The sequence below is a fragment of the Streptomyces sp. NPDC041970 genome, assembly GCF_055588985.1.
This window is the reverse complement of the sequence record NZ_JBVJCD010000006.1, coordinates 1-25,815: the sequence shown is the minus strand read 5'-3', so window position 1 is coordinate 25,815 and position 25,815 is coordinate 1. Positions and strand designations below refer to the sequence as shown.

General features: G+C 71.3%; 16 protein-coding genes and 2 pseudogenes. 8 read left to right on the top strand and 10 right to left on the bottom strand.

What is annotated here, in order from left to right:
* Positions 1-12: 12 nt before the first annotated feature.
* The 4 genes from fabD to ACZ6EJ_RS05375 are packed head-to-tail and all read right to left on the bottom strand — an operon-like array spanning position 13 to position 8,227.
* Positions 13-3,291 carry an ACP S-malonyltransferase gene (gene fabD / locus ACZ6EJ_RS05390; RefSeq protein ID WP_469264802.1) on the bottom strand — a complete coding sequence of 1,093 codons (3,279 nt, stop codon included), beginning with the start codon at positions 3,289-3,291 and terminating at the stop codon, positions 13-15.
* On the bottom strand, positions 3,270-4,271 hold the full coding sequence (locus ACZ6EJ_RS05385; RefSeq protein WP_469264801.1) for a methyltransferase: 1,002 nt from the start codon (positions 4,269-4,271) through the stop codon (positions 3,270-3,272). Before ACZ6EJ_RS05385 ends, fabD begins: the two co-directional genes overlap by 22 nt.
* A gap of 24 nt (positions 4,272-4,295) precedes the next feature.
* On the bottom strand, positions 4,296-7,382 hold the full coding sequence (locus ACZ6EJ_RS05380) for a non-ribosomal peptide synthetase (RefSeq protein WP_469264800.1): 3,087 nt from the start codon (positions 7,380-7,382) through the stop codon (positions 4,296-4,298).
* Positions 7,379-8,227 carry a hypothetical protein gene (locus ACZ6EJ_RS05375; protein ID WP_469264799.1) on the bottom strand — a complete coding sequence of 283 codons (849 nt, stop codon included), beginning with the start codon at positions 8,225-8,227 and terminating at the stop codon, positions 7,379-7,381. Before ACZ6EJ_RS05375 ends, ACZ6EJ_RS05380 begins: the two co-directional genes overlap by 4 nt.
* A gap of 501 nt (positions 8,228-8,728) precedes the next feature.
* Here ACZ6EJ_RS05375 and ACZ6EJ_RS05370 point away from each other — a divergent pair.
* Both ACZ6EJ_RS05370 and ACZ6EJ_RS05365 read left to right on the top strand, forming a co-directional pair.
* Complete coding sequence (locus ACZ6EJ_RS05370; protein WP_469264798.1) at positions 8,729-9,496, top strand: HipA family kinase; 768 nt, start codon at positions 8,729-8,731, stop codon at positions 9,494-9,496.
* A 364-nt stretch (positions 9,497-9,860) separates the two neighbouring features.
* Positions 9,861-10,193, top strand: a complete 333-nt coding sequence (locus tag ACZ6EJ_RS05365; RefSeq protein WP_469264797.1) for a DUF6204 family protein — start codon at positions 9,861-9,863, stop codon at positions 10,191-10,193.
* A gap of 705 nt (positions 10,194-10,898) precedes the next feature.
* On the opposite strand, the gene ACZ6EJ_RS05360 is transcribed toward ACZ6EJ_RS05365, so the two are convergent.
* From ACZ6EJ_RS05360 to ACZ6EJ_RS05350, 3 genes are all read right to left on the bottom strand, one after another.
* On the bottom strand, positions 10,899-11,480 hold the full coding sequence (locus tag ACZ6EJ_RS05360; protein ID WP_469264796.1) for a hypothetical protein: 582 nt from the start codon (positions 11,478-11,480) through the stop codon (positions 10,899-10,901).
* 477 nt (positions 11,481-11,957) lie between these two features.
* Positions 11,958-12,257 carry a hypothetical protein gene (locus tag ACZ6EJ_RS05355; protein WP_469264795.1) on the bottom strand — a complete coding sequence of 100 codons (300 nt, stop codon included), beginning with the start codon at positions 12,255-12,257 and terminating at the stop codon, positions 11,958-11,960.
* Position 12,258: 1 nt separating this feature from the next.
* Complete coding sequence (locus tag ACZ6EJ_RS05350; RefSeq protein ID WP_469264794.1) at positions 12,259-12,816, bottom strand: S1 RNA-binding domain-containing protein; 558 nt, start codon at positions 12,814-12,816, stop codon at positions 12,259-12,261.
* A 791-nt stretch (positions 12,817-13,607) separates the two neighbouring features.
* On the opposite strand from ACZ6EJ_RS05350, the gene ACZ6EJ_RS05345 reads away from it, so the two are divergent.
* The 4 genes from ACZ6EJ_RS05345 (at position 13,608) to ACZ6EJ_RS05330 (ending at position 20,122) form a co-directional block, all read left to right on the top strand.
* Complete coding sequence (locus ACZ6EJ_RS05345) at positions 13,608-14,822, top strand: cytochrome P450 (RefSeq protein ID WP_469264793.1); 1,215 nt, start codon at positions 13,608-13,610, stop codon at positions 14,820-14,822.
* A gap of 242 nt (positions 14,823-15,064) precedes the next feature.
* The gene (gene aspT / locus ACZ6EJ_RS05340) at positions 15,065-16,741 is read left to right on the top strand and encodes an aspartate-alanine antiporter (protein ID WP_469264869.1); all 1,677 of its coding nucleotides are present in this window, start codon (positions 15,065-15,067) and stop codon (positions 16,739-16,741) included.
* 1 nt (position 16,742) lies between these two features.
* Positions 16,743-18,446, top strand: coding sequence for an aspartate-alanine antiporter (gene aspT, locus ACZ6EJ_RS05335; RefSeq protein WP_469264792.1), 1,704 nt, complete (start codon positions 16,743-16,745; stop codon positions 18,444-18,446).
* A gap of 23 nt (positions 18,447-18,469) precedes the next feature.
* On the top strand, positions 18,470-20,122 hold the full coding sequence (locus ACZ6EJ_RS05330) for a bifunctional aspartate transaminase/aspartate 4-decarboxylase (protein ID WP_469264791.1): 1,653 nt from the start codon (positions 18,470-18,472) through the stop codon (positions 20,120-20,122).
* Positions 20,123-21,466: 1,344 nt separating this feature from the next.
* On the opposite strand, the gene ACZ6EJ_RS05325 is transcribed toward ACZ6EJ_RS05330, so the two are convergent.
* Both ACZ6EJ_RS05325 and ACZ6EJ_RS05320 read right to left on the bottom strand, forming a co-directional pair.
* Positions 21,467-22,441, bottom strand: coding sequence for a cytochrome P450 (locus ACZ6EJ_RS05325; protein ID WP_469264790.1), 975 nt, complete (start codon positions 22,439-22,441; stop codon positions 21,467-21,469).
* A gap of 655 nt (positions 22,442-23,096) precedes the next feature.
* Positions 23,097-23,327: a hypothetical protein gene (locus tag ACZ6EJ_RS05320; protein ID WP_469264789.1), complete on the bottom strand. Its 231-nt coding sequence runs from the start codon at positions 23,325-23,327 to the stop codon at positions 23,097-23,099.
* A 201-nt stretch (positions 23,328-23,528) separates the two neighbouring features.
* Here ACZ6EJ_RS05320 and ACZ6EJ_RS05315 point away from each other — a divergent pair, with 201 nt between their 5' ends.
* A complete protein-coding gene (locus ACZ6EJ_RS05315) occupies positions 23,529-24,080 on the top strand; it encodes a DinB family protein (protein WP_469264788.1) in 552 nt (183 codons plus the stop codon).
* A 76-nt stretch (positions 24,081-24,156) separates the two neighbouring features.
* Here the strand turns inward: ACZ6EJ_RS05315 and ACZ6EJ_RS05310 are convergent.
* Positions 24,157-25,038 (bottom strand): annotated as a pseudogene (locus ACZ6EJ_RS05310) (IS5 family transposase).
* A gap of 125 nt (positions 25,039-25,163) precedes the next feature.
* On the opposite strand from ACZ6EJ_RS05310, the pseudogene ACZ6EJ_RS05305 reads away from it, so the two are divergent.
* Positions 25,164-25,425 (top strand): annotated as a pseudogene (locus tag ACZ6EJ_RS05305) (recombinase family protein); the annotation flags it as partial.
* Positions 25,426-25,815 lie beyond the last annotated feature (390 nt).

Genomic DNA, 25,815 nt, shown 5'->3' with positions numbered 1-25,815 from the left:
TCGGCGGTGCGTTCAACCGGCCCGCCGCAGGAGCGGGGCGGCTTCGGCCATCAGGCGGTCGGCCAGTTCGTCGGCGTGCCGGTCGCCCCAGTCGTTGAGCGCGGTGCCCGCGAGCCAGCCGTTGCAGGCTCCGAGCGCCGGGCCGCAGGGGATGCGGTAGTCGGCGACGCGGTCCGGCGTCCCCTCGATCGCCCAGGCGCCCGCCTGCGCGCAGTACCAGCGGAAGACCAGGGCCATCCGCCGCTTGGGTTCGGGACTCGCCCCGCCGGCGGGGGCGAGCCGGGCGTGGACGGCGTCGAAGGAGGCGCCCAGGTAGTCGCGCTCCACCTTGGCCCGTACGGCGGCGGGCACGGCCTCCCACGCGTCGTGGTTGCGCCACAGGTCGTAGAGCTTTCCGGCGCGGGCGTGGAAGAGGACGCCCTTGCGCAGCACCCGTGCCCGGCCGCCCAGTTCGAACAGGTCGCCGTGGGGTGCGAAGGCGGTGTCGTGCACGTCCGCGCCCTGGAGCAGTTCCTTGGCCCGGACGCTGATGCCGCTCTCGGCGGTGCACAGGTTGACGGAGCCGGTGAGGACGAAGTCGGCGCCCAGGACGAAGGCGGCGGCGACCGACTCGGGGGCGCCGATGCCTCCGCCCGCCCCGACGCGCACGGCCTCGGCTACCCCGCCCAGCTCGGCGCGCAGCCGGAGCAGGGCGGGCAGGAGCGCCCACAGGGCGGCGAGGTCGGAGTGGTCGCCGGCGTCGCCCACCGCGCAGACGTCGTCGGCGAGGGCGATGTGCTCCCCGGCGGCGGCCTCCTCGGCGGTGATCAGCCCCTCGGCGGCCAGCCGCCGGACCAGCGCGGGCGGCGGCGGCGAGAGGAAGAGGCGGGCGGCGTCGGGCCGGGTCACCTTCGCCAGGAGCTTGCGGGGGGCGTGCACGGCGCCGCCGGGGAGCAGGCGGGCGCCGGTCAGGCGGTGCCGTACGAGCGCGGGGGTCACCTCCACGTGGGTGGCGGCCTCGGCGAGGCGGACGTCGAGGCGGATGAGGAGGTCCACCAGGTCGGCCTCGGCGCGCGGGTCGAAGGGGTCGTGCGTGATGTTGACCCCGAACGGCGCGTCCGCGGGGACGCGTTCGCGGATGCCGGCGACCGCGGCGGCCACCTCGCCGGTGGTGAGTCCGGGGGCGCCGAAGTACGCCAGCAGGCCGGCGCCGGCCATCCTCGCGACCAGGTCCACCGAGCCGATGCCCTGGCGCATCCCGCCCGCCGCGTAGGCGAGGCGGACGCCGTACTCCCGCCGGAAGGCCGCCGAGCCCAGATCCTGCGGCCGGGGCGCGGTGGGCGCGGGGGCGGGGCGCGAGGCGGCCGGTGCGGGAGCCTGGGGCACGGCCGGCAGGGGCGGGGCGCTCGCGGGCGGCAGGGGCGTCGACTCGGCGCGGATGCGGGCGATGAGCTTGGTCAGCACCTGGCCGGGGCCGAGTTCCCGTACCCGGAGGTCGCCGAGGCCCATCAGCAGTCGGATGCTGTCCGTCCAGCGGACGGGGGAGGCGATCTGGCGGCGCAGGGTCGCGGCGACCTCGCCCGCCTCGTACGGCCGGGCGTCGGCGTTGCCGATGACGGGGATCTTGGGGGCGGCGAACGGGGTGGCGTCGAGCATCCGCCCGAACTCCTCGGCGGCGGCGGCCATGTACCGGCTGTGGAACGGCGCGCTGACGTTGAGCGGGGCGCAGCGGGCCCCGGAGTCCTTCAACAGGGGCAGGGCCCGGTCGAGGGCGTCGGCGGGGCCGGCGATCACCGTCTGGGTCGGCGCGTTGTAGTTGGCGATGTCGAGGTCGGTGATGCCGTTGTCCCGCAGGACGCGTTCGACGTGGGCGGCGTCGACGCCGGAGACGGCGGCCATGGAGCCCCCGGTGACCCGGCCCATGAGCCGGCCCCGCTCGGCGACCAACCGCAGTCCGGTCTCGAAGTCGTGGACGCCCGAGGCGAACAGGGCGGCGAACTCGCCGAGGCTGTGCCCGAGCACGTAGTCCGGCAGCCGGCCGCCCTCGCCGAGGGCGGCCAACCAGCTCAGGGCGTCGACCACGTACAGGGCGGGTTGGGTGTACCGCGTGTCGCGCAGCTTGCGGTCCGGGTCCTCCAGGCAGAGTTCGCGCACGGAGTAGCCGAGCACGGCGTCGGCGCGGGCGACGAGGTCGGGGAAGCGGTCGAGGACGTCGCGGCCCATGCCCTTGACCTGCGCGCCCTGACCGGGGAAGACGTGTACGTCGAGGACCGGGGGCCGCCTCCGGGTGCGGGCGGGCGCGCTCGCGGGCTCGGTCCGCCGCGCGGGGGCCGGTGCGCTGACGAGGGGGCGGGCGTCGAGCAGCGCCCGGTAGAGCGCCTCGTCGCGGGCGTACGGGGAGAGCAGCGGCAGGACGCGGTGGCGAGCGGACTCCGGGAGCGCCGCCCGCACCACGTTGGCCAGCGAGCCGGACGGCCCCAGGTCGAGGAAGAGCAGGTCGTCCCGGCACAGGAGCGGTTCGACGGCCTTGGCCAGGTCGAAGGGGTCGCGCAGGACCCGCCACAGGTGGGCCGGGTCGGGCTCGGGGATGGCGGCTCCGGTGGTGCAGGAGATCAGGGGGATCGCGGCGGGGCGGGTGGCGAGCGCGCCGACGAGCTCCTTGAACGCGCCTTCCAGCGGGTCGATCAGGGGCGAGTGGAAGGGGTACTCCACGGGCAGCCGCTGGCAGAGCACGCCGGTGGTGTGCAGGTGCCGTTCGACGCGGTCGAGGACGGGGGCCGTCCCGGCCAGGACGAAGTTGTCCGGGGCGTTGACCGCGGCCACGTGGGCCGCCGCCAGGGCGGGGTCGCGTCGGGCGAGGCCGACGTCGGCGAGCACGGCGAGCATCCCGCCGCGCGGGCACTCGGCCTCGAACAGCTCGACCTGGCGCAGCAGGGAGCGCAGGCAGTCGTGCGGGTCGACCACCCCGGCGACGGCCGCCGCCGCGATCTCCCCGAGGCTGGCGCCGAGCACCGCGCCGGGGGTGAACCCGTGGGCCGCGGCCATCTGCGCCAGGGCGTACTCCACCATGAAGATCGCGGGCTGGGTGAGGGCGAGCCGTGTCATGGGGGTCTCGGGGCCGGGGCGGTCGGCGTGCAGGGCGGCGATCACCGAGTCGCCGCGCACCTCGCGGACGGTCGCGTCCAGGGCGTCGAGGGCCTCGCGGAACGCGCCGTCGGCCCCGTACAGCCAGGCGCCCATGCCGTGGTACTGGGAGCCCTGGCCCGGAAAGAGGAAGACGGGCGTGAGCATCAGGCGGCACGCAGGGAGCACTCGAGCACCTTGTGCCCGGTGGGCAGCGGTGCGACGGACTCCACGCTCAGACCGGCCTCGTCCACCGCGCGGCGCAGGGCCTCCTCGTCCAGGCCGAGCGTGCCCTCGTCGCAGGCGACGGCCTGGAACACCGCCCGCCAACTGTCCAGATCGCTCTCCACCAGCGGCTCGATCACGAGCAGCCGGGCGTCTGCGGGGCTGTCGGCCAGCGCGGTGGCGACCGTGCGCAGGACGCGGACGCAGTTGTCGTACGTCCAGTCGTGCAGCACGTTCTTGAGCAGGTAGCGGTCGGCGCCCGAGGGGACCCGGGCGAAGAAGTCGCTGGGGGCGAAGTCGATCCGGGCGCGGACCTCCTCGTCGGCGACCCTGGAGAGGTTCCGCCGGCCGCGCTCGCAGACGCTCGGCCGATCGGCCACGGTGCCCCGGAGGCCGGGGTGGGCGGCGAGGAGGCCGGGGAGCACTCCTCCGCTGCCGCCGCCGACGTCGACCACGGTCCCGGCGCCGGTGAAGTCGTGGACGGACAACAGGCACCGGGCGACCGGGGCGGCCAGGTCGACCATGCCCCGGTCGAACAACTCGGCCCATTCCGGGTGGTGTTCGAGGTAGTCGTAGAGCGTCTCCCCGAACACCTCCTTGAATCCCGAGCCGCCCGTGCGGACGGTGTGCATCAGGCCGGCGAAGGCGTCGTCGTACAGTTCGGCGGCGAGGATGGTGAAGTGCCGCTGGGTGAAGGGGTGGTCGGCGCGCAGGGGCGCGAACTCCTCGCCGAGGCGGAACTTCTCGCCGTCGCGGACCAGCACGCCGGGCACGGTGAGCATCTGGAGCAGCCGGTGCAGGACCTCGGGGTCGGTCTCGGTGCGCTCGGCGAGTTCGGCGCAGGACATCGCGTCGTCGCCCAGGATGTCGGCGATCTCCAGCCGGGCGGCGACCGCGAGGGCGCGGGCGAACCATCCGCTGACGGCGAGTTTGAGGATTTCCATGGAGGTCTCTCTCTTCCGTGTCCGTCAGGGGCTCCGGCGCAGCCGGTCGGCCAGGGCGGCGGGGGTGGGGGTCTCGAACACGTCGGACAGCGCGAGCCGGACGCCGGTGCGCTCCTTGATCCGCTGGGCGAGCGCGGCCGCCATCAGGGAGTGGCCGCCGTTGGCGAAGAAGTGGGAGCCGGCGTCCAGGTCCGGGCGGTCGAGCAGTTCGGCGAAGAGGCCGACGAGGGTCGCCGTCAGGGCGTCGTCGTCGGGCGACGGGGTCGCGGCGCCGAGGGCGGGGCCCCGGTGCCGGGCCGCCCGGTCGGCGAGGGCGAGGTGGTCGACCTTGTCGCTGCCGGTACGGGGGAAGGCGTCCACGGCGATGAACCGGTGCGGGACGACCGAGCGGGGCAGCCTGCGGTGGGCGTGGTCCCAGAGTTCGTCGACGGCCTCGGGGCGCTCGGGCACGCGGACGAAGGCGGCCAGCGAGCCGTCGCCGCCGGGATCGCCGACGACCACGACGGCCGCGGCCTCGACGTCGGGGTGGTCGAGCAGGACCGCCTCGACCTCCGCCAACTCGATCCGGTTGCCGCGCAGTTTGACCTGGCGGTCGACGCGGCCGTACAGGTCGATCCGGCCGTCCGGCCGCCAGCGGGCCACGTCGCCGGTGCGGTGGAAGCGCCCGAACTCGACGTTCTCACCGAAGCGTTCGGCGGTCAGCTCCGGCCGCCGGTGGTAGCCGGAGGCCACGCCGACTCCCGCGACGCACAGTTCGCCCCGCACTCCGACCGGCAGCGGCCTGCCGCGGTCGTCGGCGACGAAGACACGGGTGTTGGCGATGGGCGCGCCGACGTGCACCCGGCCGCCCCGGTCGGCGTCGACGCGGCCGGCGGTCGCCCAGACGGTGCTCTCGGTCGGCCCGTAGACGTTCCACAGCTCCGCGCCCGCCGCGCACAGGGTGGCGGCCAGTTCGGCGGTCAGGGGTTCGCCGCCGGAGAGCAGGGTGCGTCCGGCGAGGGCCGCGGCGGCTTCGCGGGCGACGAGCCGCCAGGTGGTCGGGGTGGCCTGGAGCAGACCGATGTCGTGGGCGGCGACGGCGTCCGCCAGCAGCGCGCCGTCGGTGCGCGCCTCGTCGGGGAGGACGACGGTGTGCCCGCCGTGCAGCAGCGGCGTCATCAGTTCGAGCGTGGAGGTGTCGAAGCTGTAGGTGCTCAGCCACCCCGTGGGGCGGGCGGAGCCGGCCACCTCGAACCGGTCGGCGTAGTCGGTGATGTGGTTGACGAGGCTGCGGTGGCGGATGGGGATGCCCTTGGGCCGACCGGTCGACCCCGAGGTGTAGATCACGTAGGCGAGGGAGTCGGGCTCCGCGGCCTCGGCCGCCGCCACGTCCACCGGCGTCTCGGGCACGGCGTCCGGGTCCGCGGCGGTGAGCCCGGCGCGCCCCGCGGGCGCTTCGGTCCCCTCCCCCACGATCACGGTGCGCGCGTCCGCGTCGTCGAGCTGGTACGTCAGCCGCTCCTCGGGATGGTGGGGGTCCAGGGGGAGGTAGGCGGCGCCGGCCAGCCAGACGCCGAGGACGGACGCGGCCAGGGCCGCACCGCGCGGCAGCAGCAGTGCGACCACGTCGCCGCGCCCCACCCCGGCCTCGGCCAGCCGGGCCGCGGTGGCGGCGGCGGCGGACCAGAGCCGGCCGTACGTCGTGGTGCGCGCCCCGTCCACGACGGCCGGGGCCGTGGGCCGCTCGGCGGCCCGGCGGGCGAACCCGGCGAGCACGGAGGGGAGTGCGACGGCCCGGTCGGTGGCGTTGGCGGCGTCGATGGCGGCGTGGTCCTGCGGCGACCAGACCCGCAGGGAGGCGAGCGGGGCGTCGGGGGCGTCGCCGAGCGCGACCAGCAGGGCGTCGTAGCGGTGGACCATGCGCTCGACGTCCGCGCGGTCCAGCACCCCGGTGTAGAAGACGGCGCGCACGGTGGCGGATTCGCGGTGGGCGGAGACGAAGAACTCCAGGTCGAACTGGCTGAACCCGTTCTCCACGACGAGGAGTTCGGCATCGTCGCCGGCGATGGTGAAGGCGCGTTGGCCGTCGGTGTAGGGCACGTAGTTGAAGACGTGCCGGAAGAGGCCGTTGCGCCAGCCGGTGCTGTCCCGGACGACCATGTCGAGGACGTCGTCGGCGGGCACGTCCTTGTGTGCCATCGCCTCCATGAAGGTGCGTCGGGTCAGGGCGGTGAGGTCGCGGAAGGTCGCGTCGGGGCCGGTGCGCAGGCGCAGGGTGACGAGGTTGCTGTGGTAGCCGACCGTGTCGACCGCCTCGCGGGGGCGGGTGTTCACCGGGGAGCCGATGGCGAGGTCGGGGCCCGCCCCGTGGCCGAGGAGGAGGGTCGCGTAGGCGGCGAGGAGCACCGCCGACTCCGGTGCGCGCAGTTCGCGCTGGAGGCGGCGCACCACGGCGTGGGCCTCGGGCGACAGGACGTGGGTGACCTCGTCGCCGCGCAGGGTGGTGACCGGGTCCTCCCGGCGCCCGCACCCGAGTTCGAGGTCGGTGGGCCGGAATCCGGCCATCTGCTCGCGCCAGTGGCGGCGGCTCTCGGCGGACGGTTCGGGTTCGTGCCAGGGCGGCACCGGGGCGGCGTCGGGGCGCTCGCCGGCGAGCAGGGCCTCGTACAGGGAGACGAAGGCGGCGCGCAGGATCGCCGTCGACTGGACGTCCGACACGGCATGGTGCAGGGCCAGGCAGAAGGTGTCCGCGTCCGGTCCGCGCAGGACGAGCGCCCGCATGAGGGGGCTGCCGTCCGGGGTGAACGGCCTGGCGACGAAGGCGGTGAGGAGGGCCAGTTCCTCGGCCTCGTCGCCGGGGCGCGCGACCTCCTCCGGATCGACGGCGAGGGCGGGGAGCACGGACCTGGTCAGCTCCGCGCCGTCGCGGTGGAAGACCGTCCGCAGCACCGCGAAGCGTTCCGGCAGCAGGTGCAGCGCCGCCTTCGTGGCGGTGGGGTCGAGGCGGCCCCGTACGCGGAAGGCGAGGGAGAGGTTGTTCGCGCCGCTGCCGGGGACCAGGTCGTCGAGCAGCCAGAGCGTGCTCTCCTTGCGGGTCGCGGGGACCCGCCCGGCGGGGCGGCCGGGGGTCACGCCGCGGCTCCTGGCCGCCCGGCCAGGAGGCCGGCCACCGAGGCGGCGACGGCGGGCGTGCGCAGCAGGTCGCGGTGCTCGACGTCGAAACGCTGCTCGTCGGCGACCTCGATGGGGGCGATGCCGGGCGTGGTGCGCATCCGGTTCAGCCCGCTGCCCTCGCTGGCGGAGGTCATGACCGTGGCGCGCTGCCAGCCGGGGCGCGGGTCGAGGTCGGCGGCGGTGGCGAGGTAGGCCATGAACGAGCCGACGAGGGCCACCAGTTCGCTGGCGTAGTCCTCGTCCAGCCCCGCCCGCCGCAGGGCGGTGGTGCCGACCTGCCGGAAGGCGCGGTGCAGTCCGGCCGCGAACGCGCCGGGGGTGGTGCCGGGCTCGGCGGCGAGCCGCCGCGCGGTGTCGGACAGGCCGCCGGCCTCTTCGGGGGTGAGGACGGCGGTCATGTTGCCGATGACGCGCCCGAACTGGAGGTGGACGGTCGGGACGTCGACCAGTTCGGGGTCGAAGACCACCACACGGGGAGGGGCCGCCTGCCGGGCGGCGATGCGCTCGGCGAGCACGCCGGCGAACACGGAGCCGGCGCAGTAGCCCAGCACCGCCCGGACGCCGCGCCCGCTGGCCTCGACCTCCGACAGCCAGGGGTGGAGGTAGCGCTCGTCCAGGGCCTCGTGACCGGGGCTGCGGAGCGGGGCGACGGTCTGCCACAGGGCGCAGTCGAGGTCCAGACCGGCGACCAGATCCGCGAATCCTCCCTCGTTCCGTCCGGTGACCGGGAAATCGGCGGCGAGGACGATATCGCTGTCGTCTCCCGCCTCGCGCACGACGTTCCACACGGTGGGGTTGGGCATACGTCTCCCTCGGACATCAAAGGGTCTGAATACCGGGTCTGCTGGGCGATCCGATGGCGGAGAGGCAGCCGCCGCATTCGTCTCACCGGCCCCTCCCCTTCAGGCAAGGCTGGATACTACGGACGGATGATCTGACTGTCTACAGCCCCCATTCGCCTGCCCCGACGCCTTGTTCCCCTGCATATCGGAATGCGCTCGCAGGCCCGTGGAGAATTCTGGACAGCGTCAGGAATTTCCTCGCGGGGACGATTGATTTCCCGTCGTGCACCGCGCAGTTCCGGACAGGTACGAAGTCGGGTACGGGCAGCTTTTCGGCCCATGCCCGTCCGGCCGCCCGGCCGGGCGATCCCGCCCGAACCGCTCCGGCCCCCTCCCCGGCACGGGGCGCCGTATCGCCCTTCGGGGCCCCCATCCCTTCCGGGCCGTGCCAATGGCGGGAATCCGTCCGATCCCCTGGACCGCGTTCCGGCCCCGGATAGGGTGATCCACATGCTGCAAGTGGTGAAAGGCACCCGATATCTGACCGCCCTGCGCGAGGGAGGGTCGCTTCCGGGCATCATCGAGGCCGACGACGAGGGCACCTACGTGGTCAAGTTCCGGGGCGCCGGGCAGGGCACCGCGGCCCTGGTCGCGGAGATAGTGGTCGGCGAACTCGGCCGGCGCCTCGGCGTCCGCGTGCCCGACCTGGTCCTCCTCGACGTGGGGGGCAAACTCGCCCGCCAGGAGCCGGACCAGGAGATCCGGCAACTGCTGGGGGCCAGCACGGGCCGGAACCTCGGCATGGACTTCCTGCCGGGTTCGGTGGACTACGACGGCATGGGGTGGCGGGCGCCCGCCGAGGACGCCGCCCGGATCTACTGGCTGGACGCCCTGACGGCCAACGTGGACCGCACGTGGGCCAACCCCAACCTCCTCGTCTGGCACCAGAAGGTGTGGGCGATCGACCACGGGGCCGCGCTGGTCTTCCAGCACTCCTGGCCCCCCGTGGAGGTCTGGGCCGGCCGGGACTACGGCCTGGACTCGCACATCCTCTCCGACCAGGCGGCCGATCTCGGCGCGAAGGCCCTCAAGGAGCTCGACGCCGAGCTGGCGGACATCGTGACGGCCGAGACCCTGGACGAGGTCCTGGCGCTGGTGCCGGACGACTTCCTGCTGGCCCTGGACTCCGCGAACGGCGCCGACGCGGCGACCCTGCGCGGCCGCTACCGCGCGTACCTGCTGGCTCGTCGCGCGGGTGGTCGGGACTGGTGGCCGCACTCGGCCGCGTGACCGCCCGGCCGCCGCGCACGACCGGTCCCCGGCGCTCGGACGGCGTCGACGGGCCCGCGCCTCCGCCCCGCTGACGATGCGTCGCCCATCGCCCTCGCCGGCACACCCACTAAGGTACGGCAGCGTACTGGGATACAATCCTGTATCCCGAATGATCGGCGGAGGAGGGGATCACCATCGGCAGGCGGCCCACCCGCAGCACGATCAGGTGCTCACCGCCGACAACCGCGCCCCTCGCCGGGCACGGGGCGAGCGGACCCGGACGGGGCGACCCGCCGAAGACCCCGGCTCACCCCGCATCGCGCACGGGCCGCTCGCGGCGCCCTCCGCCACCCCACCACGAAGCACGTCTGGAGACCCCGGCATGAGCCGTACGTCGTATCAGGTCATCACCCAGGGCAGGTTCGCCCCGCTGAACGAGGAGCAGCGGGCCGCCCTCATCGCGCAGGCCGACGACCACGGCGTGCTGGCCGCCCGCTTCACCGAGGAGGGGACCGTCACCTACGACGTGCCGTTGTACGCGTTCACCTTCCGCGTCCTGATCCCGGCCGGTCCGGACGACACCGAGCGCCTCGTCCTGGCGAAGGCGGAGGAACTCGCCACCGCCGCGATCCGCGGACTCGGCGCCGACTGCCAGGACCTGCGTTCCAGGTCCTCCGACCTGGCACGGATCAAGGTCCGCGGCTCCGCGCGCTGACCCTCCGGCGCGCTCCCGCGCACGGGCGGGACCGCGCCGGACCGTTCCACCGGCATCGACCCGAAGCCGGACGGCACCGGCCCGCCGTCGCGCCGCCCGGCCGGGCGCGAGCCCGTCACCTCTCGGCCACCGCCGGGGTCGGCCGCCTCCCCTTTCCCCGTGATGCAGACGAACGATGGAAGATCGCCCGCCAGCTCCTCAATGACGACTCCTTCGAGACCAAGGACCGCGTCGCCGGCCTGATGGTTCTGCTCTGCGGCCAAACTCCCGCCAGGACCAGCCGCCTGACCACCGACCACGTCCTGCACGACGACGACGGCGTCGCACTGCGTATCAACAAGACGCCGCTCCGGCTGCCACCGCCTCTGGACGCCCTTGTCCTGCAACTCGTCGACATCGCGCACAGCCACGAGCAGACGGTCAACAGCAACGAGACAAATGCGCCCTGGCGTTTCCCGACCCAGCGTCCCGGACGAGCGCTGACCAGCACCCGGCTCGCGCCCCGTCTGCGGAATCGGCCTCCCGTCCGAAGCCGGACGATGCGCCGCGCTGCTCGACCTTTGCACACAGATGCCACCGGCCGTACTGCAACGGCTTCTCGGTATCAGCCCTATGGCGGCCGAGCGATGGTCTGCCGGCGCGGTCAGGATGGCCTACGCAGCCGAGGTGGCCCGTCGAGCGTGAGCTGCCCGCCTTCGGCCGCTATCAGGTTTCGATGCGAAGCCACGTGTCGCCGGCGCGAAGCCATAGAAGACCGTCGCGACCCTGACCGCAGCGCATGACCACCCGTCCGGGCACTCGAATCTTGCGCCGCTCGGTCACACCCCAGGCATCACCATCCAGCTCGGCTCGCACCACTTCGGTTGACCGCTGGTTGTGAACGCGTTTGGTCAGGACCGCTCGATGGTCGCGCACGGCGAACCCGTCCGGGTCACGTACGGGGCTGGGCCAACTGGTCACCTCACCGGTCGACGGGGTGATCCGCGTCAAGAACGTGCCTCCCCGCCGACTGCCGGAATACCAGACCAGCCAGACCCGGTCCCCCTCGGTGGCAGCAGTGCATCCCTCCAAAGGCACGTCAGGAAGGCGACCTCCTGGAGCCCAGGTAGCCCGGCCATCGGCACTCCAGCCGGCAAGACCGGCTGCAGACTCCGGATGCCCTCCGTAGATGCCTTCGTCTCCGTAAGCCGTCCAGATTGATCCCCCGCGATCGGTCACCAGAGCAGGGATGTCGTCGCCGATGCAGAAGGTGGCCTCTTGGTCGCCACTTTCCAGCGAGAACACCACGGCGTTCGGGCTCCACGCCCCCGACTCCTCCTTTCCCGCCCGACCCCCCGCGACGAGAAGTCGGGCCTCCGGGAGAAGAGCGATGTGGCTCGGCCTGACCGGGACGTCCTTGATCGGTCGCCGTTGAAACGAACCGTCAGCCTGGCGCATCACGAGCACCGCATCGAATGGGACCTGCGGGCCCCAGCCCACCCAACCCTTCACGTAACGGCTTCGGCGTAGGCACTGCCGATGGACGAGCAGAACAGCCAGCTCCCCCGTCGGGCCAACGGTCCACCACAGGGGGCGTCGTCCCGCCCAGAGTTCCGCTACGGACGGCTTCCAGACCCTCTGCACGTCGACCGTCGACACCACATCCCCCCTGCTTTCGGCTGCAGCACCCGAACGCGAGCGCTGACGAGAGGAGTCTATTGATGCCAGAACCAGGCACCGGCCCTCCGTCGTTCGACTCGTGGCTGGTCCTGTCACCAGCAGCAGTCAATGTCGGAAGCGGGCCGTCTCTCCGTTGATCCGGATTAGGAAATCGGTGATGGGGTTGCCGCCTTCGTCGGGGACGAGGATGAGCCCCTCAGCATGGATCGCCTCATCGGCTGCCAGGGCGGCCTCTTCATCACCCCGAACCCACGCACCCCGCGAAGCGGCGAAAAGGGGGCGGAGGTCGTCCCAAGCGGGAGCAGGCTCGAAGTGACAGTCCGACCAGAACATGTCGATCTCTTCAAGGGTCAACGTCCCTACGAGGCGATCATGCTGCCTGAGCTGCCAGCTCTTCTCTGCCATGTCACTCCCTCCCCCCGATGTGAAGGGCACTCTCGTGCCCCGGCGACAGCCGGATACGTCGCATGGGAGGGTCGACCTCTGCGATCCGCACGGTCATCACATCACCGACGCGGACTTCCCCGCCTGGCGCTGCTGCTAGCAGTTCGGAGTTATGAATCAGCCCTGCGATCCCGTCATCAAGACCGATGAAGGCGCCGAAGGGGACGAGCTTCGTCACGCGGCCACTGACGACGCTGCCCACGCGCTCAGCCCAGACGAGCCATGGATTCTCCTGCAGGGCAATCAGGGACAGCACCGCTTGCCCACGCCTCTCGGTGTCCAGAGCCAAGACCTCGGCGCTCACACGCTGTCCCAGCGACACCGCTTCATGACAGGAGGAGAGCCATCTCCACGAGAGCTCGGGCGGAGGGATGAACCCGACCGAAGTCTCCGGCGTCCCGTCGAGATCGACGAACACGCCAACGTTCTCAATGCGGGTCACCAACCCGGCCACGACATCTCCTGGGCGGAGCGACACGAGGAAGTCTCTCAGGGCCTTGGAGGGGAGCGGATACGTCACGCTCAGACCCTATTCCGCACGTCCGCACAGCCGAACCTACCGATACTCGGCCTCCCCGTCGTTCCCGGCATCGCCTGTCCGACTGACAGCATCCCGAGCGGGTATGGCTGGAACACGCCCTTGATACCTTCCGGACGAATCCGCGCCACTGTCGCCCTGTGCCGCTGTGCGAGATCACCGATGCCCGCCCGCCTGGTCGGAAGCGTGGGACGGCCCCCGGTACGCACGGGAGCATGACGGGATGCGAGCTGTTCGGGACGGGAACGGCTCCCCTGTCGACAACCCGGTGACAGGGCTGCGCAAGCGCCCTCCGAGCAGGCGGGGCGAAAGGCCATGCCCCTTTTCCCTTTCCTCATGCGGTCGAATTTTCCCAGCCTTCCGCTTGGCTGGAACAACCACCGCACCCTTGTGGGGGGAGAAGGGCGTTGCCTAGTGTGCGGCCGATCAGTAGCCCACCGCGCGCCCGGTCCCTCGCATCGCCGGAACAGGCACGCGCCCTCCGCCTTCACGAGAAAGGCGCAGAAGGATTGGTCCGACCTCCGCGTGCCGCGACGCCGTCCCGTCGGCGCGGTTCCGCTCCGGCTTTCGGCCCCCGCCCGTCGGGCCGGGCGGCGGGGCCCTGTCGGCGGGTGGGGGCGCCGCTGCCCGGCCGTACAGGACAGGGCGGACGCGCCGCCCTCCGGAGGCGTGCCGAGCGCGAGCGGGAGCACGCCCCGGTCGGCCATGCCGCCCTCCCCCGGTGCCCCCGCCCGGCCAGCGACACCCCCACCACCTCCCGAGAGGGGAAGCCCATGCCTTTTCTCGCCGACCGCTGGAACATCCAGCCGACCCACCCGTGGCTGCGGGGACGGCACCCGGAGCGGCCCGTCCGCTACGACGAGCAGACGGGGATGTGGAACGTCTACGGATACGCCGAGGCCGTCCAGGTCCTCAGCGACCCGGCGACCTACTCCTCCGACGTCACCAAGCACTTCGTCCAGGACGACATCGACGTCTCGGCTCTGGAGGGCAACCTGGTCCGGATGGACCCCCCGGACCACGGCCGGCTGCGCAGGATCCTCGGCCACGCCTTCACCCCGAAGATCATCTCCGCTCTGGAGCCCCGGATAGCGGAGATCACCCACCAACTGCTGGACGAGATCGCGGGCAAGGAGCGTTTCGACCTCGTCGAGGACCTCGCCTTCCCGCTCCCCGTGATCGTCATCACCGAACTGCTGGGTGTGCCGAGCAGTGACCGGCCGTTGTTCCGGGGGTGGGTGGACCAGATGTTCTCGAACGACACCACCGTCTCGCTGATCGCCAACGAGGAGGAGCGGCGGCGGATGGCGGAGGAGGGGCTCGAGCTGAACGCCCGGATGCAGGCGTACATCCACGAGCACGCCACGGAGCGCCGGTCCAGGCCGCGGGAGGACCTGCTGACCCAGCTCGTCCAGGCCGAGGTGGAGGGCGAGCGGCTGACCGACGCCCAGGTCGCCAACTTCACCTCGCTCCTCCTCGCCGCCGGGCACATCACCACCACGATGCTGCTCGGGAGCACGGTGCTCTGCCTCGACGACGAGCCGGAGCAGATGGCACGGGTCCGGGCGGACCGGGGGCTGCTGGCCGGGGCCATCGAGGAGTCGGTGCGGTGCCTGGCGCCCCTCTCGTCCGTCTTCCGGGCCACCACGTCCGAGGTGCGTCTCGGCGGGGAGCGCATCGGGGCGGGGCAGGTGCTGGCGGTATCCCTCTCCGCCGCCAACCGCGACCCGGCGCAGTTTGAGCGGCCGGAGGTCTTCGACGCCGCCCGCGACCCGAATCCGCACCTCGGCTTCGGCCGGGGCGTCCACTTCTGCCTGGGAGCGCCGCTGGGGCGGCTGGAGGGCCGGGTCGCCCTGAACATCCTGCTGGACCGCCTGCCGGAGTTCCGTACGGACCCGGAGGACCCGCCGGCCTTCATGCCGTCCCCGGAGATGACCGGCGCCCGCTCCCTGCCGCTGCGGTCCTGGGAGGGTGTGCCGGCCCGGTAGCGCGGAGCCGTACGGACCCGCGGGTCGCCTGTCGGCGCGCCGGGACACCCTGCTGCCGTCCCGGCGATGCGCGCCATGCCGGGACGGCAGCAGGCCGTAGGGATGTCCGCGGGGCGTTGAGGTGAACGGGCGCACCCCAGGACCGAGTGAGGTGCCAGGGCGCCCCACCTCTGCTAATTTCCCCTTTATGCGCCTTTTGGCCATTATCGCCGTCTCCACCGGTACCGGTGGGTGAGGCCGGGATGGGCGTGCTGCGCGACCATCCGGAACTGGCCCTCTTCCTCTGCCTGGCGACCGGCTACCTCGTCGGCAAGCTCCGCGTCGGTCCGATCACGCTCGGCGGCATCTGCGGCACGCTGCTCGTGTCACTGCTGCTCGGCACCCGGCACGTCAGCGTCGACGACGACGTCAAGACGGTGTTCTTCGCGTTGTTCATCTTCTCGCTCGGCTATATGGCCGGGCCGCAGTTCTTCGCCAATCTCAACCGCGGGAGCCTGCGTTTCTTCGCGCTCTGCCTGATCGAACTGGTCTGCGTCCTCGGCATCGCCTTCGGACTCGCCAAGGTCTTCGCCCTGGACGTGGGCACGGCCTCCGGAATCCTCGCGGGAGCGGCCACCGAGTCCGCCGTCGTGGGGACGGCCACCGAGGCGATCGGGAAACTCAGCGACCTGTCCTCCGAGCAGATCACCCGGTACCAGGGCCACGTGGCCACCGCCTACACGGTCTGCTACCTGTTCGGCCTGATCACCGTCGTCCTCTTCACCAGCCAGGTCCTGCCGACGCTGCTGCGCATCGACCTGGCGGACGCCTCACGCCAGTTGTGGGAGAGGATGCGCGGCGGACAGGCCGGGCTGGGGCCCGACGAGCGCGAGGCGCTGCCCGGCATGGTGGGCCGCACGTACCTGGTGACCCTGGCGGACGGGAGGACCGTCGGCGACGTGGAGAGCGCGATGGGCGGGCGGATCACCGTCGAGGGGGTCAAGCGCGGCAGCAAGCTGCTGACGCCTTCGCCCGGCCTGGAGCTGACGCTCAGCGACCTGATCCAGGTGGTCGGCCTGCGATCGGCGATCATCGAGGCGGGCCGGGAGATCGGCCCGGAGACCCCCGCCGTGCCGGGGCTCGACACCCCGCTGGCCACCTGCCAGGTCGCCGTCACCGAGAAGGGGACGATCGGCGCGACCATCGACCGGCTGGAGAAGCGCCATCCGGAGTTCCGCGAGGACGGGGTCTACGTCACCGACGTGCTCCGCAACGACCAGCACCTGCCGGCCAGCGGGGAGACGGTCCTCGCTCGGGGCGACGTGTTGACCCTGGTCGGCGCCCGAGGCGGGCTGCACCGGCTCGTCGCGAAGCTCGGCGCGGTGGTGAAGAACGACGCCACCGACTTCGTCTACCTCGGCTTCGGCATCGTGGCGGGATCACTGCTCGGCCAGATCGTCGTCGAGCTCGGAGACGTCCCGATGTCGCTCGGCACCGGCGGCGGCTGCCTGATCTCGGGGCTGGTCTTCGGCTGGTTCCGCTCTCGCCGCCAGACCTTCGGGGCGTTCCCGCCGCAGGCCGCCGGCACGCTCAAGGACATGGGCCTGGCCGTCTTCATCGCCTGCACCGGCTTGGCCGCAGGACCGCAGGCCTGGCCGCTGCTGAAGGAGTACGGGCTGTTGCTGCCGTTCGCGGGCATCGCCATGGTGCTGGTCCCGGCGACGATCTCCCTGGTCGTCGGACGCAAGCTGCTGAAGATCGAGAAGCCGCTGCTGATCGGCGCCATCGCCGGGCAGCAGTGCTCCACCCCGGCGATCACCGCCATCACCCAGGTGGCCCGGAGTTCGGTGCCGCTCCTCGGCTACACGATCACGTACACGCTCTCCAACTTCCTCCTGCCGCTGACCGGCCCCCTCCTCGTCGGCCTCCTGGGAGCCTGACATGATCGACTTCCTCGACCGGAACATCTTCCAGCCCCATCCCGAACTGCTCGTCTTCCTCGTGGTCGCGTTCGGCTTCCTGCTCGGGAAGATCCGCTACCGGGCGATCGCCCTGGGCGCGGTGACCGGCTGCCTGGTGGCCGGTCTGCTGCTCGGGGCCCAGTTCGAGGTGCGGATCGACGACACGGTGAAGAATCTGTTCTTCATCATGTTCCTGTTCGCGCTGGGTTACCGGGTCGGCCCGCAGTTCTTCCGGGGGTTGAAGAAGGACGGGTTGCCGCAGGTCCTCAACGCGGTGGTCGTCTGCGTGACCGGGCTGCTGGTCTCCTGGCTGTTCGCGCACCTGCTCGGTTACGGGTCCGGGCTCGGCGCCGGTCTGATGAGCGGGGCCCTGACCCAGTCGGCCGCGATCGGCGTCGCCCAGGACGCGATCGGCGCCCTGCCCGGCCTCTCTCCCGCCGAGGTGAAGTCGCAGGAGAATCTGGTCGCCGTCGGATACGCGTTGACGTATCCGCTGGGCACCATCCTGTGCGCGATGCTCCTGGCCAACGTGCTGCCCTGGCTCTACCACCGCGACCTGGCGAAGGAGAGCGCGGAGCTCGCGGCGGAGATGGACGCGCCGAACGAGAGCCCGGACGAGGGCGAGGGCTACTACGAGGTGGTGCTGCGCGCGTACACCGTGCAGCGTCCGGACCTGGTGGGCCGTTCGGTGGCCGACTTCGAGGAGCAGCAGAAGGCGCTGGGCCGCCGGGTCTACCTCACCAGGATCCGCCGTGACGGCACGGTGCTGGAGCACGACCAGAGGCGCACCCTCCGGCTCGGCGACACCGTCGCTGTCAGCGCGGTCCGGGGCGACCTCGTGAAGTTCGACGCCCGTACGCACATCGGGTCCGAGGTCGACGACGTCGGACTGCTCGGCTACCGCACCGAGACGCTGCACGTCGTCGTCTCGGAGAGGGCGCAGTTGGGCCGGACCGTGGAGGAGGTGCGGCGGGAGCCGTTCATGGTCGGCGTGTACATCGAGAAGCTGTACCGGGCGGGGGCCGTCTTCCCCCACCGCCTCTCCACGCGGCTGGAGCGCGGCGACACACTGATCCTCACCGGCCCCGAACGCCTGGTCGGTCCAGCGGGGAAGGCCCTGGGCAAACCCGTCCCGACGAGTTTCGCGACGGACATGGTCTGGATCGGCCTCGGCATCTTCCTCGGCGGCTGCATCGGCATTCCGGCGCTGACCGCGGGCGGGGTGCCGATCTCCCTGTCGACGTCGGGCGGCGGCCTGATCATGGGGCTGGTCTTCGGCTGGATCCGCGGCAGGTACCCGACGTACGGGAACGTGCCGCCCGGCGCGCAGTGGTTCATGGACACCCTCGGGCTCTGCCTGTTCGTGGCCGTCGTCGGCATCAACGCCGGTCCGAGCTTCACGAGCGGGTTGTCCTCGGCCGGCTGGGGGCTGCTGCTCCTGGGGGCCGTCGCCACCGTCGTCCCGCTGATCGTGGGCTTCCTGACGGGGCACTACGTGCAGAAGATCCGGTTCCCGATCCTGATGGGCGTCCTGGCGGGCGGCCAGACCACCACGGCGGCGATCGGCGCCGTCAACGAGATCTCGAAGTCGCAGATCCCGACGCTCGGATACACCACCCCGTACGCGGTCGGCAACGTCCTGCTGACGGTATGGGGCGCCGTGATCGTCCTGCTCAACCACTGACCCGCGAACGAGTGGACACCACCATGCCCAAGAGCAGTCTCAGCCGTGAAGAGATCCGGTCCCTCGCCCGGCTCTCCCCCTTCGAGCTGAAGGACAAGTTCATCGAGATCGCGACGGTCGCGCAGAGCGGCCGACCGGGTCAGAAGGGCAAGTCGACCCGGACCATGCTCAACGCGGGCCGCGGCAACCCGAACTGGGTGGCCACGGGCCCCCGTGAGGCGTACCACGCGCTCGGATACTTCGCGATCGAGGAGTCCCGGCGGGTGTGGACGGCCGACGACCTCGGCGGTATGCCGGAGCGGTCGGGGTGTGCGGAACGCTTCGACCGGTTCGTTCGTACGCATCCGCAGTTGCCGGGCATCGAGCTGCTGAAGGCGAGCGTGGACCTGGCGGTGAAGCGGTTCGGCTTCGACCGGGACGCGTTCGTGCACGAGCTGGCGGACTCCTCGATCGGCGACAACTACCCCGTGCCGGACCGGATCCTGCACCACACCGAGGAGATCGTGCGCGGGTACCTCGCGGACGAGATGTTCGACCACCGGCCGCCGGAGGGGCAGAAGTTGAGCCTGTTCGCCACGGAGGGCGGCACGGCGGCGATGTGCTACGTCTTCGACTCGCTGATGAAGAACGGCATCCTGGAGAAGGGCGACCGGATCGCCCTGATGGTCCCCGTGTTCACCCCGTACGTGGAGATCCCGGAGCTGGACACGTACGACTTCGACGTGGTGCGGGTGGAGGCGAGCCTGTTCGCCGAGACCGGCGTGCGGCAGTGGCGCTACCCGCCGGAGGAGATCGCCAAGCTCGCGGACCCCTCGGTGAAGCTGGTCTGCTGTGTGAACCCGAGCAACCCGCCCTCGCTGGCGCTCTCCAGCCGGGTCTCCGAGCAGATCGTGTCGATCGTCGGCGAGCAGAACCCGAACCTGATCATCGTGACCGACGACGTGTACGGCACTTTCGTGGAGGGCTTCCGCTCCCTCGCGGCCGACCTGCCCCGCAACACCCTGCTGGTCTACTCCTACTCCAAGCACTACGGGGCGACCGGCTGGCGTCTGGGGGTGATCGCGCTGCACGACGACAACGTGATCGACGCGATGCTGGCCGCACAGGACCGGGAGCAGAAGCAGCGGCTCGACAGGCGTTACGGGGTGCTGTCGTTGGAGCCGGAGAAGATGCGGTTCATCGACCGGATGGTGGCGGACTCGCGGCAGGTGGCGCTGAACCACACGGCGGGCCTCTCGTTGCCGCAGCAGACGATGATGGCGCTGTTCTCGCTCTTCGACATGTTGGACGAGGGCCAGAGGTACAAGCACCGGATCCGGGCGATCGTCCAGCAGCGACTCGACCTCCTGCTGGAAGGCGCGCACATGAAGGTGTCGGAGGATCCGAAGCGGGCCGCGTACTACATCGAGCTGGACCTGCTGGCCGAGGCGGAACGCACCCACGGAAAGCCGTTCGCCGACTTCCTGGAGCGGAACTACGAACCGATCGACCCGCTGCTCCGGCTGGCCGAGCGGACCTCGGTGGTCCTGCTCAACGGCGGCGGCTTCGACGGCCCGCAGTGGTCGGTGCGCGTGTCGTTGGCCAACCTGGACGACTTGGACTACCTGAAGATCGGGCACCATCTGCGGGCGCTCTTCGACACGTACGCCGAGGAGTGGCGGACGCAGAGCGGATGAGGACGCGTCGCGGCCCGAGCCGCGGGCGAGCCGACCGGGGCGGCGGTGGGGCAGGGGCGGTCCGAGGCCAGGGGGTACGGGCGAGCCGGCCCGCGGGGCGCACGGAGGCGGCCCGCCGCGCGGGGAGCGCGACGGGCCGCCTCGTGTGCTGCCGAGCGGACATGCCGGGGGGAGGTGTTCAGGCGGGGATGCCGAAGCCGATCTCGGCCAGGCATTCCCGGATGAGCTGCTTCAGGTATTCCGGGCAGGGCGGCTCACCGGGTTCGCCCTGGGGGCCGCGGGGCCCCCTGGGGCCTTCCGGCCCTTCGGGGCCTGGATCGCCCTTGGGCCCCTGCGGCCCCCTGGGGCCCGCCGGTCCGTCGCGGCCGTCGGCTCCGGGCAGCCCATGGGCACCAGGATCCCCGTCCCTGCCGTCCCTGCCCGGTTGTCCTTCACGGCCCTTGGGCCCGACGGGGCCTTCGGGGCCGGGCGGGCCGCAGGCGCCCTCCGGGCCGGCCGGCCCCTCGATGCCGCGCGGCCCGTGGGGGCCGACCGGCCCGCACGGGCCGGGAGCCCCTACGGGGCCCGTGGGCCCCGGCGCGCCCGCGGGGCCCGTGGGCCCGGCCGGGCCCCTGCAGCCTGTGCGGCCACTCGGCCCCTGGGGCCCCGCGGGTCCCGGCGGACCCTGAGGTCCGACGGGCCCCTGCCCCCCGTCGGGCGGGCAGCACGTCCAGGCGGGGCTGGACTCGGGATCCGGGGCGCGGGGTCGGTCGGGTACGCCCTGTGCGGGTAAAAGCGCGTCTTGGGGTGGGGGATCGGATGCTGCGGCCATGCCGTCTCCAGAGGTTCTTCGCACCCGCGAGGTGCGACGGGTGGGCACCGTTCCGTCCTGGGCGTGACGGGGCGGCTTGACGGGAGCGGGGAGCCTGCGGCCATGCATGTGCCGGATCGAAATCCGACCGCGGTGGCCGCCTGTCGTCTTCCACGCCCACTCGGGAATATGCCCCGTCGCCTCTGGGGATAACTCCACGCAAGGGTGACCGCAAAGTATTACTAGATAGGGGAATTCTTGCCCCGGAACGAAATTCCGCTTTCATGAATATCCTTGCGCAAGGCCGGTATTGACGAGCGTCAATGGCCTCGTTCGCGCTGGGCGCCACCGTAGCTCGGCGACGGGCGCCGTCGCGATGGCCGAGCCGTTCGCCCGCACGGGCACCGCGAGGAAGGGGCTGAGGCGGCGACGAACCCTTCGGCCGCTCGGCAGGCCCGAGAAGACGGCCTCCGCCGTGCTCAGACGCCGCTCTCCCCACCCCGGCGCGGCACTCGTCGTCGACGGCGGCCGGACCTCCCCGACCGCCTCTTCGCTCAGCGTTCGGGCGCCGGGGCGGGGATGAGGCGGGTCCAGCCGGCGGGCGGGGCCAGGAGCGTACGGACGTGCGGCCTGCGGGTCCGCAGCCGTACAGCTCCCCGGTGGCCCCGGAGGATGAGGAGGGCGAGGTGTTCGAGGGCCTTGAGGGCGAAGCCGTTCGCCGGGCACATGCCCTCGCCGCGGCCGAAGGGGAGGTAGGAGCGCCGCTGGGCGTCGGTGGGCTGCTCCCAGCGCGCGGGACGGAACTCCAGGGGCCCGTCCCACACGGCCGCGGACCGGTGGAGCGCGTGCGTGGCGATCAGGACGTGCTCGCCCGCGCGGACCTGGACGCCGGCGAGGTCGTGGTCGGCGGCGGCGACCCTGATCAGGCGCCAGGCGGTCGGGTAGAGCCGCAGCGCCTCCTTGACCAGGCGGTGGACCTGCTCCGGCCGCACCGCCGGGGTGGCGTGACCATGCCTGATGCCGAGCATCACCACCCATTCGAGGGTCACCCCGGTGAAACCGACCGTGGACAGGACGAGGCGTTGCAGCAACTGCGCGCGGTCGGCCGATGTCAACTCCCCCGGCAGGCCCAGCACCAGGTCGACCAAATCCCGCGCGGCGCCTTCCCGCCGCGACAGCCGGTCGAGCTGTTCGGCGAGCCCGGCCCGCACGGCGGGGACCGTGCGGTGCGAGCGCCGCACCAGATGGCCGACGATGTCGTCGGCGACGACGCTCGACGTCACGTAGGCGTCCACGAGCGCGTTGACGTCCGTGCGGCTCCGGTGCGCGATGACGGGGGCGAAGTAGCGTCGGACCAGCTCGACGCCCCAGCGCTGGTGCCGCAGGCGGCCGCGGCGGTCACTCACCTCCCCGAGGGCGGCGGCGAGGTCGAACGAGGCCGCGAGGTCGTGCCGGGCCAGGACCCCGAGCAGCTCGCGGGAGGCTCGGCCGCGCACCGCCGGGGGCAGGGACGCGGGTCCGAGGCCCATGCCGAGACGATGGCTGCGAAGAAGGCCGCCGAGCTCGCCGACGAACCGCGGAAGGCTCGGGGTGAATTCTCGGACGAGAAGGAGTGACGATGGCGGTTGACACACTCGACCCGGGGTCGGACGGGGATCAACCGTACTTCCCCCGTGACGGGAACGGGCGGCCCGTGTGGGCCGACACGGCAACACGCACAGAGGCCGTGATGCCGAGGGAAGTTCAGCACGTGAGGCACGCTGGCCGGCTCACGGCTATCGATCTCACACCCCGCCACCCGGACGGAACCCCGATTGACCCCCCGGTCATCCCGCCGAGTAGGCCAGACGCGATTGAGGTCTGTGCACCCCTGTCCTCCCCGTTCATCGGAAGGGCAGGGGCTCGGCCTGGTGCGACTGGCGCTTGGGTGACTTCCCCGCGCACGGGGTGGACGTGGACCACGTACTCCCGCTGTCCCTCGGCGGTGAAGACGTGGACACCAACGTCCAGGTCTTGTGCCACGACCGCCACGGGCTGAAGACGCGTACGGAGTTCGGGGCCGCTGTTGTGAGGGGCTGGTTCCCTGAAGAACCCGCCCCTCACGCCGTGCCCGCCCTGCTGTTCAAAGTTTCCGGCCGGCTCTGGGACTCGGCCGCCCACCCACCACCCAGGGTCTGGTCCCGCTCACCGGTACACCGCCACGCTAGGGCTCTCGGAGTCCAACTCGATGAGGCCCTGCGGTCCGCCGTCTCCTTGTCGGTCCCGGGTGCCGGAGTTCTCCTGGCGGCTGATCGACCATTCCACGTGGTACTTGCCGGAGTCGGTGGCGATTTCCTTCCCCGTGGGGAAGGTGCCTCGGTATGAATACGAGGTATCTTGCACGGTCTTGAACTCGGCGACCGGGGTGACTGTCATGGTCGTTTTCTGTTTCCACTGTTCAGCCGTGTAGACAGCAGCGAACAGGCCAAGCTCCTGCCCTCCTCCCAACGGTACCGCTGTGCGTGGTCGGACGGTTGCCTAGGCACTGTCCGGCGGATCTTATGGTTCTGGGTGATCGGTTCGTTGCGGTTGACCCGTCGGTTGCACTGTCAGCTCGGTTCGCTAAGGTCTGCGGCCATGACTGAGAGCACAACAGAAGCTTGGCCGGAACCTCCCCTCGCCGGCACCGAGGCGGCAGCCGTCCTCGGTGCCCTCGAACGGCAGCGGGCTACCCTGGCCTGGAAGTGCTCCGGCCTGGACGCCTCCGGCCTTCGCGCCACACTCGGCACGTCCACCGTCACTCTGGGCGGCCTCCTCAAGCACCTGGCGCACGTAGAAGACAGTCACTTCGCCCGGCTGTGGCTCGGCTCCCCTGTCGGGGCCCCCTGGGACGGCGTCGACTGGGACAGCACCCCCGACTGGGACTACCGCTCCGCTGCAGAGGACGCCCCCGAGCAACTGCGCGCTCTCTGGCAGGAATCAGTCGCCCGCTCCCGTGCCATCGTCGACAAGGCGCTCAGCACGGGCGGGCTGGACCAGCTCGGTGCCTACGTCACCCGTAGCGGCGAACGCCCCAACCTCCGCCGCATTCTCCTTGACCTCATCGAGGAGTACGCCCGCCACGCAGGTCACGCCGACCTCATCCGTGAATCCGTCGACGGGCTCACGGGCGAGGACCCGCCGAGGTGAACTGATGTACGCCGTGGGGGGATGGTCAGCCTTCATCATGCTCACCCCTGATAAGGGGCGAGTTCCTGTCGAGTGATCACGGCCGGAGCCAGGCCGGATCGCGGCGATGGTCACGGTCCCGTGGAAGACGAAGGCCCTCTTGTCGTAGCGGGTGGCGACGGCTCGGAAGGTCTTGAGCCGGTTGATCGTCCGTTCGACCTCGTTGCGACGTTCGTAGATCTCGCTGTCGAAGCCGGCGGGTCGGCCGCCCTTGCTGCCGCGCCGTTTGCGGTTGGCCCGCTGGTCCTTCGACTCGGGGACGGTGTGCTTGATCTGGCGTCTTCTCAGGTAGCACCGGTTGCGGCGTGAGCTGTATGCCTTGTCGCGCCGCCCAGGTGGTCCGGCCAGGTCCAAAGACGGCCGCCCTGCGGGCGGGGAACGCGGATGCGTTCGAGGACCTCGATCACCTGTGGCGCGTCGCCCCACTGGCCGGGCGTGACCAGGAACGCCAACGGGCGGCAGCCGCCTTCGCCAGCAAGGTGAATTTTGCAGGTCAGGCCGCCCCGAGACCGCCAGGGTCCTTCCTCGGCGCGGTGGTGCCGGGGCGTTGTCCTCTTTTCGGGACACGCGGTTTCTTCTTCCGGGCCCCGCCCGCGTGCTGGTGGGCACGGCAGGGCGTCGAGTCGACGCTGACCATGCTCCAGTCGATCCGGTCCCCGAGGTCGGCGTCGGCTTGGACGGCACGCAGCATCCGGTCCCACGTGCCGTCCGCCGCCCAGCGTCGGTGCCGTTCATAGACGGTCTTCCAACTGCCGAAACGCTTGGGAAGATCCCGCCACGGTATGCCCGTCCGGACCCGGAACAAGATCCCGTTGATCACCCTGCGATGGTTGCTCCGTCGGCCGCCAAGGGGCCCTGACGTTGGCAAGTACGGCTCCACTCGGCATTCGTCAGATACCCAGCCCCATGCCGGACACAACGAGCCAATAGTCCGACAGTCACATGATCCGCCGGACAGTTCCTAGTAGTTCTGAAGTGGCAGCATAGTGGCATCGATCCTGGTTCAAGCCCGGTGACGGGAATCGGTCCGTCTTTCCCGAGGGGATGACGACTCCCACGAGGAATTTGCTCGCGGGGACGGTTTACACCACGGTGCGTACGCCAGTCCGTCCTGACCGACGAGACCACCAGCCCTGAGCGGCAATGCGAGGCCGACTACCTCGTTACGGCAGAACTCAACATCGACTTTGGGTCCGGTGACGCACTCCGCGAAGCCGTAGACCTTGACGTGAGCGCTTCCACGTTCGGACCGTTCGACCGTCCGGAACTCGGCGGGTGGCTCGCTCGCCCCGACGAGTTCAAAGCACACCGAGGGCCGTTGGGGCTCAACCCGGTTGAAGCTCTCGCCGTGGCAAGTGGTGTGGGTTGCCGCCCCCGTTTTCGGGTGGCTTGCCCATGATTCCGAGCTAGGCCGTGCGGTGCGCGGCGTCCACTCGGCGTGGACTGCAGTTCCGAGGAAGAACGGGAAAACGACCCTATCCAGCGGTATCGGTCTTGTGCTGTTGCTCGCGGATCGGGAAATCAGGGCGGAGGTATACGCGGCTGCTGGCAGCCTGTTACTCCAAGACGCGCGGCGTGGACGTGATGCCCATTACACAGACCTATTGATCAGAAACTCATGGGGTTCTCGTCCAGGACGTAGCGGACATGCGGGCCGCCGAAGTAGCCGCGGACGATGTGCGGTTGTCGCTGGCGT

Excerpts from the sequence above, each read along its gene's own strand:
- aspT (WP_469264792.1), top strand. The coding sequence starts at position 16,743 with ATGATCGACTTCCTCGACCGGAACATCTTCCAGCCCCATCCCGAACTG.
- ACZ6EJ_RS05325 (WP_469264790.1), bottom strand. The coding sequence starts at position 22,441 with ATGGGCCTCGGACCCGCGTCCCTGCCCCCGGCGGTGCGCGGCCGAGCC.
- ACZ6EJ_RS05345 (WP_469264793.1), top strand. The coding sequence starts at position 13,608 with ATGCCTTTTCTCGCCGACCGCTGGAACATCCAGCCGACCCACCCGTGG.
- ACZ6EJ_RS05385 (WP_469264801.1), bottom strand. The coding sequence starts at position 4,271 with ATGGAAATCCTCAAACTCGCCGTCAGCGGATGGTTCGCCCGCGCCCTC.
- ACZ6EJ_RS05320 (WP_469264789.1), bottom strand. The coding sequence starts at position 23,327 with ATGACAGTCACCCCGGTCGCCGAGTTCAAGACCGTGCAAGATACCTCG.
- ACZ6EJ_RS05365 (WP_469264797.1), top strand. The coding sequence starts at position 9,861 with ATGAGCCGTACGTCGTATCAGGTCATCACCCAGGGCAGGTTCGCCCCG.
- ACZ6EJ_RS05315 (WP_469264788.1), top strand. The coding sequence starts at position 23,529 with ATGACTGAGAGCACAACAGAAGCTTGGCCGGAACCTCCCCTCGCCGGC.
- aspT (WP_469264869.1), top strand. The coding sequence starts at position 15,065 with ATGGGCGTGCTGCGCGACCATCCGGAACTGGCCCTCTTCCTCTGCCTG.
- ACZ6EJ_RS05375 (WP_469264799.1), bottom strand. The coding sequence starts at position 8,227 with ATGCCCAACCCCACCGTGTGGAACGTCGTGCGCGAGGCGGGAGACGAC.
- ACZ6EJ_RS05355 (WP_469264795.1), bottom strand. The coding sequence starts at position 12,257 with ATGGCAGAGAAGAGCTGGCAGCTCAGGCAGCATGATCGCCTCGTAGGG.
- ACZ6EJ_RS05330 (WP_469264791.1), top strand. The coding sequence starts at position 18,470 with ATGCCCAAGAGCAGTCTCAGCCGTGAAGAGATCCGGTCCCTCGCCCGG.